This is a genomic window from Pseudomonas sp. NPDC089554 (genome assembly GCF_050280645.1).
Classification (GTDB): domain Bacteria; phylum Pseudomonadota; class Gammaproteobacteria; order Pseudomonadales; family Pseudomonadaceae; genus Aquipseudomonas.
Window position 1 is genome coordinate 22,926 of record NZ_JBNNVR010000058.1, and the last position, 11,643, is coordinate 34,568.

General features: G+C 66.3%; 11 protein-coding genes. 6 read left to right on the forward strand and 5 right to left on the reverse strand.

Annotated elements, in window-relative coordinates:
• Nucleotides 1-67: 67 nt before the first annotated feature.
• Nucleotides 68-631, forward strand: coding sequence for a helix-turn-helix domain-containing protein (locus tag ACQKPE_RS17140; protein ID WP_427667669.1), 564 nt, complete (start codon nucleotides 68-70; stop codon nucleotides 629-631).
• A 3-nt stretch (nucleotides 632-634) separates the two neighbouring features.
• On the opposite strand, the gene ACQKPE_RS17145 is transcribed toward ACQKPE_RS17140, so the two are convergent.
• The gene (locus ACQKPE_RS17145) at nucleotides 635-1,192 is read right to left on the reverse strand and encodes a cysteine hydrolase family protein (protein WP_427667671.1); all 558 of its coding nucleotides are present in this window, start codon (nucleotides 1,190-1,192) and stop codon (nucleotides 635-637) included.
• An 84-nt stretch (nucleotides 1,193-1,276) separates the two neighbouring features.
• Here ACQKPE_RS17145 and ACQKPE_RS17150 point away from each other — a divergent pair, with 84 nt between their 5' ends.
• Nucleotides 1,277-2,260 (forward strand): GlxA family transcriptional regulator, encoded by a 984-nt coding sequence (locus tag ACQKPE_RS17150; protein ID WP_427667673.1) that lies wholly within the window; start codon nucleotides 1,277-1,279, stop codon nucleotides 2,258-2,260.
• A gap of 9 nt (nucleotides 2,261-2,269) precedes the next feature.
• Here the strand turns inward: ACQKPE_RS17150 and soxR are convergent, their stop codons facing one another.
• Nucleotides 2,270-2,737, reverse strand: a complete 468-nt coding sequence (gene soxR, locus ACQKPE_RS17155; protein WP_427667675.1) for a redox-sensitive transcriptional activator SoxR — start codon at nucleotides 2,735-2,737, stop codon at nucleotides 2,270-2,272.
• 79 nt (nucleotides 2,738-2,816) lie between these two features.
• Between soxR and ACQKPE_RS17160 the strand changes: the two genes are divergently transcribed.
• Nucleotides 2,817-3,197 (forward strand): antibiotic biosynthesis monooxygenase, encoded by a 381-nt coding sequence (locus ACQKPE_RS17160; RefSeq protein ID WP_427667677.1) that lies wholly within the window; start codon nucleotides 2,817-2,819, stop codon nucleotides 3,195-3,197.
• On the opposite strand, the gene ACQKPE_RS17165 is transcribed toward ACQKPE_RS17160, so the two are convergent.
• Genes ACQKPE_RS17165 through ACQKPE_RS17175 form a run of 3 tightly spaced genes read right to left on the reverse strand, consistent with a single transcriptional unit; the run spans nucleotide 3,176 to nucleotide 6,574 of the window.
• Nucleotides 3,176-3,946, reverse strand: a complete 771-nt coding sequence (locus ACQKPE_RS17165) for an alpha/beta hydrolase family protein (protein ID WP_427667678.1) — start codon at nucleotides 3,944-3,946, stop codon at nucleotides 3,176-3,178. The genes ACQKPE_RS17160 and ACQKPE_RS17165 overlap by 22 nt on opposite strands.
• On the reverse strand, nucleotides 3,930-5,048 hold the full coding sequence (locus tag ACQKPE_RS17170; protein ID WP_427667680.1) for a DUF3182 family protein: 1,119 nt from the start codon (nucleotides 5,046-5,048) through the stop codon (nucleotides 3,930-3,932). The genes ACQKPE_RS17165 and ACQKPE_RS17170 overlap by 17 nt, the downstream gene beginning before the upstream one ends.
• Before the next feature lie 56 nt (nucleotides 5,049-5,104).
• The gene (locus ACQKPE_RS17175) at nucleotides 5,105-6,574 is read right to left on the reverse strand and encodes an efflux transporter outer membrane subunit (protein WP_427667682.1); all 1,470 of its coding nucleotides are present in this window, start codon (nucleotides 6,572-6,574) and stop codon (nucleotides 5,105-5,107) included.
• A gap of 116 nt (nucleotides 6,575-6,690) precedes the next feature.
• On the opposite strand from ACQKPE_RS17175, the gene ACQKPE_RS17180 reads away from it, so the two are divergent.
• The 3 genes from ACQKPE_RS17180 (at nucleotide 6,691) to ACQKPE_RS17190 (ending at nucleotide 11,536) form a co-directional block, all read left to right on the forward strand.
• Nucleotides 6,691-7,329 carry a TetR/AcrR family transcriptional regulator gene (locus tag ACQKPE_RS17180; RefSeq protein WP_427667683.1) on the forward strand — a complete coding sequence of 213 codons (639 nt, stop codon included), beginning with the start codon at nucleotides 6,691-6,693 and terminating at the stop codon, nucleotides 7,327-7,329.
• A 65-nt stretch (nucleotides 7,330-7,394) separates the two neighbouring features.
• Entirely contained in the window at nucleotides 7,395-8,486 is a 1,092-nt protein-coding gene (locus tag ACQKPE_RS17185; RefSeq protein WP_427667684.1) for an efflux RND transporter periplasmic adaptor subunit, read from the forward strand.
• Nucleotides 8,483-11,536: an efflux RND transporter permease subunit gene (locus tag ACQKPE_RS17190; RefSeq protein WP_427667686.1), complete on the forward strand. Its 3,054-nt coding sequence runs from the start codon at nucleotides 8,483-8,485 to the stop codon at nucleotides 11,534-11,536. The genes ACQKPE_RS17185 and ACQKPE_RS17190 overlap by 4 nt, the downstream gene beginning before the upstream one ends.
• Nucleotides 11,537-11,643 lie beyond the last annotated feature (107 nt).

The following is an 11,643-nucleotide window of genomic DNA, read 5'->3' on the forward strand; positions in this document are numbered from 1 at the left end:
GGGGCGGCGCACAATCGCCGCAAAATGTGGGCAGTATACTGCGCAACCCCATCCAGTGAGCAATATAGTGCACAAAGATTCCTCGCACCGCGCCTCGGTGCTGCAGCACGTCAGCCAGAACATCCGCAGCCTGCGCACAGCCGCTAGCCTCAGCCAGAGCGCGCTGGCCGAGCGCTCGGGTGTGAGCCGGCGCATGTTGGTGGCGATCGAGGCGGGGGAAAAGAATGTCAGCCTCACCACCCTGGACCTGATTGCCGAAGCGCTGGGGGTGGCGTTCAGTACCTTGATCCAGGCGCCGGACCAACGCGACCCGGGCCGCATCAACGAGCTGGCCTGGGCCGGTGAGCACCCAGGCAGCCACGCCGTGCTGCTGGGCAGCAGCCCGGCGCGGCGCGAGGTGGAGCTGTGGGCCTGGACCCTGGCGCCGGGCGAGCACTATCGCAGCGAGGCCGATGCCGAGGGCTGGAGCGAGCAGATCTACGTCACCGAAGGCTGCCTGACGCTGGTTATCGAAGGCGGTGAGCTGCGCCTGAACACCGGCGAGTTCCACATCTTCCCCAGCAATTGCCGCTATGCCTACCGCAACGATGGCGACGTGCCTACTCGCTTCGTGCGTAACGTGGTGATCTGACGTTCAGCGCGCGTACTCGCCCAGCAGCACCTGGGTGCTTTCTACCCGCGCATAGGCGAAGGCCAGCGCGGCCATGAAGGCGGTGTGCACCTGTGCTGCGGGTACGGTCTTGCCGTTGAACTCCAGGTCACGGGTGGCGCAGGCGTCGTGAGCCACCGTGACCTGGTAGCCGAAGTCGGCGGCGGCGCGGGTTGCGGCGTCGATGCACATGTGGCTCATGCTGCCGACGATGGTCAGTGCCTGTACGCCGTGCTGGTCGAGCAGCGCCTTCAGCTCGGTGTCGCGGAACGAATTGACCTGGTGCTTGAGCACCACCTGTTCATCGGCCGCAGGGGCGACCTTGGGGTGGATGCGCGCGCCTTCGGAGCCTGGGGTGAAGAACGGCGCGGTTTCGCTGGCGAACTCATGGCGCACGTGCACCACCAGGTCGCCGCGCAGACGTGCAGCGGCCAGCAGGCGGACCGCGTTGTCGGCGGCGTTGTCGGCGTTGTCCAGCGTCCACTTCCCGCCTGGGAAATAGTCGTTCTGGATGTCGATGATGATCAGGGCCTGTTTGCTCATTGCGTGCCTCCTGGGGCAGTGGTCGTGGTGTGGAGATAGTTATAGGCTTGGGCGACCTGCTTGAGGATTGGCGCGACCGACACAATGACGGCAAAAACTGACACACCCCCCTGCCTTGAAATCGGCGTGCTGGTCTACCCAGGCGCGCAGAGTGCGGCCGTGCACGGGCTGAGCGACCTGTTCGCGGTGGCCAACCAGGTAGTCAACGAGCTGGGGGCGAGCGAGCTGCCAATGATTCGCGTCAGCCATTGGCAGGCCGACGCGCAGGGGCAGTTGCAGGTGATTCACGACAGCCTGGCGCAGTCGCCCAACGACGTACGGGTGCTGGTGGTGCCACCAAGCCTGGGTCAGGCGCCGGATGCGCAGTTGCTGGAGCTGTACCGCGCCCAGCTGTGCCAATGGCATGGCCGTGGAACGGTACTGGCCTCGGTGTGCATCGGGGTGTTCTTCATCGCCGCCAGCGGGCTGCTCGACGGGCGCCCGGCGACTACCCATTGGAACTACGCACAAGCACTGGCCGAGCGTTTCCCCCGGGTGCGTGTGGAGGCCAGCCAGCCAGTACTGGACGATGGCGACCTGGTCACCTCGGCCGGGCTGATGGCCTGGACCGACCTGGGCCTGCGTTTGCTCGAGCGCTACCTGGGCGCGACCGTGGCACGCGAGACCGCGCGGTACCTGGCAGTAGAGCCGGTGGCGATCGCCTTGCCAGGCACGCTGTTCACGCCTTGCCTGGACCACGGCGACGAAGCGGTGCTGAAGGTTCAGCACTGGTTGCAGGGCAATGGCGCGCGCGAGGCGAGCCTGGCGAGCATGGCCGAATGCGCCGGGCTGGAGGAGCGCACCTTCCTGCGGCGCTTCCGGGCTGCGACCGGGCTGCGCCCCACCGAGTACTGCCAGCAGGTGCGCGTGGGGCGGGCGTGTCGCTTGCTGGAGTTCACCCGGCGCAGCGTCGACCAGATCGCCTGGGGCGTGGGCTATCAGGACCCCGGCGCGTTCCGCAAGGTTTTCCAGCGCCTGACCGGGGTCACGCCCAGCGATTACCGCAAGCGCTTTGCCGTGGGCGGCTGACGGTCACGCTCATGGCGCCAGTTGTTCCGGCGGGTGTGGCCCAGGCCCTTCCTCGGCCAGGCGATCGTGATGGTTGCGCAGCGGGCATTCCTTGAGCGACATGCAGCCACAGCCAATACAGCCGTCCAGCTGGTCGCGCAGCATCAGCAGTTCGTCGATACGTCGGCTCAAGTCGTCGCGCCACTGGGCGGAAAACCGTTGCCAGTCCTCGGCGGTGGGGGTGTGGCGCTTGGGCAGGGTATTGAGCGCATCGGCCACTTGGGCCAGCGGCACGCCCAAACGCTGGGCCATCTTGATCACCGCCACCCGGCGCAGCATTGCCCGGTCATAGCGGCGTTGGTTGCCAGCGTTGCGGGTGCTGTAGATCAAGCCCTTGGTTTCGTAGAAGTGCAGGGCCGTTACGGCCACGCCGCTGCGTGAAGCCAATTGCCCGACACTGAGCAGGCGATCAGGGGCCGGAGATACCTTGGAAGGCATGGGAAAAATTCCTTGACCTTGAGTTAACTCGAGGTTTTACCCTGCTCGCCATCACGCTGCAAGTCACTGGAGACTGTCGATGCCTGCCAACCCCCAATCCCTGTGGTTCACCCAGATGATCGAGTATGAAGTGCCAGCGACCCGGCAACAGGCGCTGGCCGATGCGCTGGTGCTGCGCGCCGAGCAGATCGCCACGCGCTGCGAAGGGCTGCTGGGCGTGAGCGTCCAGGCCAGCGAGGACGGCAGCCGGGTGCTGCAATATTTGCAATGGCAGTCGCGTCATGAGTGGGCTGCAGCGGCTTCGTGCTTCGTCGAGGAGCCGTTCCTCGAGCTGCTGCAACGCCACCAGGCGCGGGGCGTCAATTTCACTGCCTACCAGACCTTGCGCAGCCTGGTACGGGGCAGTGATGGCGGCCTGCACTGCCAGGTCGGCGATGCTCAGGCATACCAGGGCGCGTAGTGCGGGTAGCGGTCCAGGCGCGCACCGATGACCATTTCGCTGATCCATGCAGTCAGTATCGAGCTGTAGGCTTTCTGGCTCTCTTCGCTGGACAGCGCATGGTCGGCGCCGTCGACGATACGGTGGGTCAGTGAATGGGCACTGACGAAGGCCGAGCGGTAACTCATCAGCGTGCTGTGCGGCACGTAGTCGTCCTGCTCCGACTCCACCAGCAACACGTCACCGGCGAACTCGGCGCACGCACCCAGCGCCCGGTTGTCGCTGGGCCCCAGTGGACTCAGGCGGTAGGCGTTCAGGCGCTGGCGGTCGAGTGCTTGTTTGGGCATGTTCCACTCGTCGTCCCAATACAGCGCAGGCACCCGCAGGGCCAGCCATTTCACCGGGCGCAGGGCGGTGAGCAGGGTCGCCAGGTAGCCGCCGTAGCTGCTGCCGATCACGGCGATGGCGGCAGGGTCCACCGAGGGGTGCTCGGCGAGGCGGTCGTAGGCGGTGAGCAGGTCGGCGAGGTTCTGCTCGCGGGTCACGGTCAGGCGCTGGCTTTCGGTCTTCTCATGGCCGCGCAGGTCGAAGGTCATGCACACGCAACCCAAGCCTGTGATCTGCCTGGCCCTGGCCAGGTCGCGCTGCTGGCTGCCGCCCCAGCCGTGCACGAACAGTATTCCAGGCATCCGGCTGCCGGGGCTGACCAACGTACCGGCGATGCTTTCGCCAGCCACCTTCAGCTCTACCGTTTCACTCTGAATGGCCATGCTCGCGTATCCGCGCGAATTTGCTGAATTGTCCGAGTTCACTGTCGTTCCCCTGGTAGAAGAGCGTGGCATCGTCCGGCAGCTCGGAGGCGCCGAAGACTTCGTGGGTGGAGGCCCGCACGCGCTGTAGCGCCGGGTCGTCGGCGAATGCCTGCAAGGCCAGCAGTTCGGCGCTGCTGGCACCGCCCATGCGCCAGGACTGCTCGAGTACGCCGCTGCGCAGGTGGCCGCGGGCATTGAGGCCGCGGGCGATGTCGTAGTTGCGGCGCGAGGCGATGAAGCCTGGCAGGTGACGCTCGGCCGCCTGCTCGTAAATCATCGCCTGGTTGATGGCCAGGCGCAGGTGGTCTTCCAGTGGCAGTTGCAGCAGGGCCTGGTAGTCGCCGCGCACCACCACCAGGTCAGAGCCGCCATACACCTCGTTGCCTTGGTGGTCATGGGTCAACTGCTGGGTGCCGTGGTAGCTGCAAGTGAGCCCCGCCACGCGCACCTGGCCGACGCTGTAGGTCTCGACCTGGTACAGGTCCTCCTCGAAGACCAGCCCCCACAGCGACAGCGCCTGATCGTCCATGCCTGCCAACAGCGGCTCCAGCTGGTCCAGGTGCTCGATCACGTGCTGCCCGCGTCCGGCTCGGGCCTGCACCGGCTTGAGCCGCACCGCGCCGCTGCGCAGCAACAACTCGGCGGCACGTCGGGCATCGTCCTTGGCGAACACCGTATAACCCCGCAGCAAGGCATCGCTGGCTTGCAGGGCAAAGGCGTCGGTCCAGCCGGGTGGGAAACGGGCGTCGGCGGGCAAGGGGTGGGAGATGGCCTTGGTGGCCATGTAGGGCGCGCTGACCAGGCCACCGAACAGGTCGTGCTCATTCTGGATGCCCATGGGGGCATAGCGTGCCGGGTCGATCAGGGTTTCGGTGGGCAGGTAATAGTAGTGGTCGGCGGCAGTGGTTTTCTGGCCCGGGTCAAGCTGATGGAACGGCAGCCCGAGCAGGCTTGCCAGGTGTTCGGCGAGCCTGCGATAGCTGACGCGCTCGTGGTCGGGCGTCTGCTCTCGGGTATCGAGCAGCACGACGGCGGCTTTCGGCGTTGGGGCGTAGGCCATGGGTGATCCCTTCCACTGGTTGGCGTGTATAGGGGTGTGAAGCCGCCTGCCGAGGGTTAGTTCAGTGCAATGGATCGATGGTGGCTGCTCGCGGCCGTGGTGTCGGTGTCGACGCTGCCATGCCAGCCTCCGCCCAGCGCCTTGTACAGGCTGACCGCCGATGCGGCGGCGGCATAGTCGGCGTCCAGCCGGTCGGCCTGTACCTGTTGCAGACGTGCCTGGGTTTCCAGCAGTTCGATATGGCTGGCGTTGCCTTGTCGGTAGCCGGCCAGCACGGCGTCGCGGGCTTGGGCCCTGGCGCGCTCGCTGTCGCCCAGCAGACGGGCGCGGCGTTCACCTTCGAGCAGGGCACTGATCGAATTCTCCACCTCGGCGCTGGCCTGCAATACCTGTTCCCGATAGCTGGCCAGAAGGCCTGCGTAGGCACCCTTGGCGCCTTGTACTTCGGCATCCACGCGGCCGAAGTCGAACAGGCGCCAGCGCAGCCCGAGGGTGGCGGCGGCCTGGTTGCTGTCGCCGCTGAACAGGTTGCTGGCGTGGGAGGTGGTACTGCCGATCAGTGCCGACAGCGACACCTTGGGGTAGTACTCGGCCAGTGCCTGGCCGATACGCGCGTTGGTCGCTGCCAGGCGGCGTTCGGCGACCATCAGGTCGGGGCGCCCACGCAGCAGGGCCGTGGTGCCGCCGGCGGCTTCGATCCGCGGTGCGCTGGGCAGGGCCGTGGGGGTGTCCAGTTGGGCGTCTGGGGTACCGGGTTGGCGCCCTAGCAGCACGTCCAGGTTGTTGCGTGCCGCTGCCAGGCGTGCGCTTAGTGCTGGTACCGAGGCCTGGGCCAGGGCCAGCTCGGCGCGTGACTGTTGCAGCTCGCGCCCAGGGGCCAGGCCGCGAGTCTTGAGCACATCCACCAAGTGTTCGATGCCGCCTTGGGTGAGTACCTGTTCCTCGGCCACGGCCAGACGGGCCTGCAACAGCCTGACCAGCAGGTAGCCGTCGATGACCCCGGCTGCCACCTGGATGCGCGCCGCCGCCTCGTCGGCCTGGGCCGCCTGGTACTCGGCCAGCGCAGCCTGGGCGCCACGGCGCAGGCCGCCCGCCAGGTCCAGCTCCCAGAGGCTCGAGATGCCCGCGTCATACTGCGTGCCGGTGCGCTCGAAGCCTGGCAGCACGCTACGCTCGGTGGCCACCTGGGGGTCTTGCAGCGAGCGCCGCGCGCGGCTGGCGTCGGCACCTGCATGGCCTTCGGGCAACAGCTGTGCGCGGGCACCCTGGGCGAAGGCCTGGGCCTGAGTACGCCGGGCCAGGGCCTGCTCCAGGCTGAGGTTCTGGCGCAGCGCGGTATCGACCAGGTTGTCGAGCACCGGGTTGCCAAAGCCTTGCCACCAGCGCTCGAACGGGGTGTTCGACGGCAGGCTGTTGCGTGCTTGCAGGGCGCGGGCGCCGACGAAGCGCTCGTTGTGTTGCACCTCGGGCTGTTGATAGTCGGGGCCGACCATGCAGCCGCCCATGCCCGCGAGTGCTGCAAGCACGAGTACACTGTGCGTGCGCCTGAACCGCTGTCGAGTCATTGCCGTATCCTCAGGAACGCTAATTTGTTTACAGTATTCTTAAATCGTTACTTGTCTGTCAATGGACTTGCCCGCTTATGAACCCGTCTACCGACCCGCTCGAGATCGAATTGCCATCCTCGGGCCAGCGCGGCCCTGCCGACCACGACCGGCGCTTGCAGATCCTGCAGGTGGCCGACCAGCATTTCCGCCAGTTCGGTTACCGCAAGACCTCCGTAGCCGACTTGTCCAAGGCGATCGGCATCACCACGGCCTACATCTACCGTTTCTTCGAGTCCAAGCAGTCGATTGGCGAGGCGATCGTGGCCATGGTGCTGGGCGATCTGGACAACGCGCTGCGTCGGCAGATTGCCGAACAACCCTCGGCAACCCGTAAATTCAGGGTGTTCACCCGCCAGGCGTTACTGCTCAGCCATGCCCTGTTCATCAACCAGAACAAGCTGTTCGAGCTGGTGGCGGTGGCGGCAGAAGAGCGCTGGTGCACCGCTACCGGGCACTGGGAGGCGCTGGACGACATGGTCAAGGCGATCATCGAGGACGGCCGGGCCAGCGGCGAATTCGAGCGCAAGACGCCGCTGGACGAGGTGGTGCTGGGCATCCACGAGGCGCTGATTCCCTATACCCACCCCGTCAGCATGGAGCAGCGCAGCCTCGCGGAACTCGAGGCGGGAATGGAAGCGGTCACCGGTTTGGTGTTGCGCAGCTTGGCCCCCTGATTTTGTTTTCAAGTTGACACATTCGTAACCTGTAAACAGAATGCCTCCAAATCGAGGAGGCGTTCATGTCAACCTATGCTCATCTGCGTGTCATCCTGGCGCCTGTCGCTGCCGGCCTGCTGCTTGGCGGCTGCGGCGACGCGGCATTACCCGACCCTCGGGTCGATCATCCCCCTTTGGTCAGTACCGCGTGGGTCAGTGCCGAGCCCAGTGGCCAACAGCGACGTTTCACCGGGGTCATCGCGGCGAAGGTCGAGAGCCCGGTGGGCTTTCGGGTGGGCGGCAAGGTCGCCCAGCGCCTGGTCGATGTTGGCCAGCGGGTCAAGCGTGGCCAGTCGCTGATGCGCCTGGACCTGAGCGACTTCGACCTCGACGTGCGTAACCGTCAGGCCCAGGTCGACCAAGCCTTGGCAGCGAAGGTGCGGGCCGAGGCAGACTTCACCCGCATGCAGGGGCTGGTCGAGCTGGGGGCGATTTCCGCCAAGGACTTCGACCAGTTCCAGGCCGCACGCAATGCTGCCCGTGCCGCCTGGGACGCAGCCACCAGCCAGCTGGCGCTGGCCCGCAACAGCCTGGGCTACGCCGACTTGCGTGCCGACAGCGATGGCATCGTGGTCGAGCGCTTGGCCGACACCGGCCAGGTGGTCGCCGCCGGGCAGCCGGTGGTGGTGCTGGCCCAGGATGGCGCCCGCGAGGCATTGCTGGACTTGCCGGAAAACCTCAGGCCCGCCCTGGGTTCGCTGGCCAAGGCCCGGCTGTTTGGCCAGCCAGGGGCCGAATTCGGCGCGCGCTTGCGCGAGCTGTCCGGCGCGGCCGACCCGAGAAGCCGCACCTACCGCGCCCGCTATGTGCTCGAAGGCGATACTCGCTCGTTGCCGCTGGGGGCCACGGTGGTCATCGATATTCCTGTAGCGGGAACCTCCGAGGCGCGCGAGGTGCCACTGGCCGGGCTGCACGACCGTGGTAACGGGCCGGGGGTGTGGGTGGTGTCGGCAGACAACACTGTGCACTACAGGCCAGTGAAGCTGCTGCGCATCGAGGACGAACACGCGCTGGTCGGCGACGGCGTGGCGGTCGGCGAGCGGCTGGTCGCCCTGGGCGTGCACCAGCTACATGAAGGCCAGCAGGTGCGGGTGCAGGAAGGGCAGCAACCATGATGGGCCTGAACCTTTCCGCGTTGGCCGTGCGCGAGCGTGCGGTCACCTTGTTCCTTCTGATTGCCATCTTCGCTGCCGGCACCCTGGCGTTCCTCAAGCTGGGGCGCGCCGAAGACCCGGCATTCACCGTCAAGCAGATGACCCTGGTCACCGCCTGGCCCGGCGCCACCGCCCAGGAAATGCAGGACCTGGTGGCCGAACCGCTGGAAAAGCGCCTGCAAGAACTGCGCTGGTATGACCGCACGGAAACCTTCACCCGCCCAGGGCTGGCCTTCACTACCCTGATACTGCTCGACAGCACGCCACCCAAAGAGGTGCAACAGGAGTTCTACCAGGCACGCAAGAAGGTGCGCGACGAACAGCAGAACCTGCCGGCCGGGGTGCTGCGTACGCAGATCAACGATGAGTACTCCGACGTCACCTTCGCCCTCTATGCCCTCAAGGCCCCTGGCGAACCGCAGCGCGTGATGGCGCGCCAGGCCGAGACGCTGCGCCAGCGCCTGCTGCATGTGCCGGGGGTGAAGAAGGTCAACATCATCGGCGAGCAGCCCGAGCGGATCTTCGTCGACATTTCCCATGACCGCCTGGCCACCCTGGGGCTGTCGCCCAACGATATCTTCGCCGCCTTGCACCGGCAGAACGCCGTGACCCCGGCCGGCTCCATCGAAAGCCACGGCCCGCAGGTGCAGGTGCGCCTGGATGGCGCGCTGAACAGCCTGGAGCAGATTCGCCAGACGCCCATCGAGGTCAATGGTCGTGTGATCAAGCTGACCGATGTCGCCCAGGTGCACCGCGGCTACGAAGACCCGGCCAGCTTCCTGGTGCGCAACGGCGGCGAGCAGGCCTTGCTGCTGGGCGTGGTGATGCGTGAGGGCTGGAACGGGCTGGCGCTGGGCAAGGCGCTGGAGCAGGCGCGGGCCGGCATCACCGCCGAACTGCCGCTGGGCATGTCGCTGAGCAAGGTCACCGACCAGTCGGTGAACATTGAGGAGGCGGTGGGCGAGTTCATGCTCAAGTTCTTCGTCGCCCTTGGCGTAGTGATGGCTGTGTGCTTGCTCAGCCTTGGCTGGCGGGTCGGGCTGGTGGTGACCGCCGCCGTGCCGCTGACCCTATCGGCGGTGTTCGTGATCATGCTGGCCACCGGGCGGGACTTCGACCGGATCACCCTGGGGTCGCTGATTCTCGCGCTGGGCTTGCTGGTGGACGATGCGATCATCGCCATCGAGACCATGGTGGTGAAGATGGAGGAGGGCTACGACCGCCTGCGCGCCTCGGCCTACGCTTGGAGCCATACCGCGGCGCCGATGCTGTCGGGCACGCTGGTGACCATCATCGGTTTCCTGCCGGTGGGCTTTGCCATGAGTACTGCGGGCGAGTACGCCGGCAACATCTTCTGGATCGTCGCCTTCGCCTTGCTGGCCTCCTGGCTGGTGGCAGTGGTGTTCACGCCGTACCTGGGGGTCAAGCTGCTGCCACGCATCGTGCCGGTCGAAGGTGGCCATGCCGGCATCTACGCAACGCCCAACTACAACCGTTTCCGCCGCCTGCTGGGCGTGGTGATCCAACGCAAGTGGTGGGTGGCGGCATTGGTGGTGGCCAGCTTCGTGGTGGCGGTGTTGGGCATGGGGGCGGTGCGCAAGCAGTTCTTCCCGTCCTCGGACCGTCCGGAGGTGCTGGTGGAAATCCAGATGCCCTACGGCACCGCCATCGAGCAGACCCGCACAGCCACCGAGACCGTGGAGAAATGGCTGGCGAGCCAGCCGCAAAGCCAGATCGTCACCTCCTACATCGGCCAGGGCGCGCCGCGTTTCTACCTGGCCATGGCACCGGAGCTGCCAGACCCGTCGTTCGCCAAGGTGGTGGTGCTCACCGCCAGCGAGCAGGACCGCGACACGCTCAAGCTGAACCTGCGCGAAGCGGTGGCCCAAGGCCTGGCGCCCGAAGCGCGGGTACGTGTGACGCAGCTGGTGTTCGGCCCGTACTCGCCGTTCCCGGTGGCGTTCCGAGTGGTCGGGCCAGATGCCGACAAGGTACGGGCGATTGCCGAACAGGTGCGCGTGCAACTGCAGGCCAACCCGCACATGCGCACGGTCAACACCGACTGGATGGAGCGCGTGCCGACCCTGCACCTGAGCCTGGACCAGGATCGCCTGCAAGCCTTCGGCCTGAGCTCGACGCAGGTGGCCGAGCAGTTGCAGTTCCTGCTCAAGGGCAGCGCCGTGACCCAGGTGCGCGAGGACATCCGCAAGGTCGATGTGATCGCCCGCAGCGCTGGCGACACCCGGCTGGACCCCGCGCGCATCGGCGATTTCAGCCTGGTGGCCAGCGACGGTCGACGCGTGCCGCTCGAGCAGGTCGCCGAGCTTCAGGTACGTGCTGAAGACCCACTGTTGCGCCGACGCGACCGCGAGCCGACCATCACGGTCCGCGGCGATATCGCCGAGGGGCTGCAACCGCCGGATGTCTCGCAGCAGGTGTGGAAGGACCTGCAACCGCTGATCGGGCAACTGCCCAGCGGCTATCGCATCCAACTGGCCGGGGCGATCGAGGAGTCGGGCAAGGCCGATGCTGCGCTGGCGCCGCTGTTCCCGATCATGGCGATCCTGACGATGATCGTGATCATCTTCCAGGTGCGTTCGCTGTCGGCCTTGGCGATGGTGCTGGCCACCGCGCCACTAGGCTTGGTCGGGGTGGTGCCGACTTTACTGTTGTTCCATCAGCCGTTCGGCTTCAACGCGCTGGTCGGGCTGATTGGCCTGGCTGGGATCCTGATGCGCAACACCTTGATCCTGATCGGGCAGATCCACACCAACCAGACCAGCGGGCTGGCGCCGTTCGATGCGGTGGTCGAGGCGACCATCCAACGTGCCCGGCCGGTGCTGTTGACAGCCTTGGCGGCGGTGCTGGCGTTCATCCCGCTGACCCAGTCGGTGTTCTGGGGCACCTTGGCCTACACGCTGATCGGCGGCACCTTGGGTGGCACTTTGCTGACCTTGATGTTCCTGCCGGCGTTGTATGCGATCTGGTACCGCATCGCGGTGCCAGCGTAGGCCTGTCAGTTAACACACTATCACCTTAATTGGGGCTGCTTTGCAGCCCTTCGCGGGCAAGCCCGCTCCTACAGGTACGGCGCAAACCCTGTAGGAGCGGGCTTGCC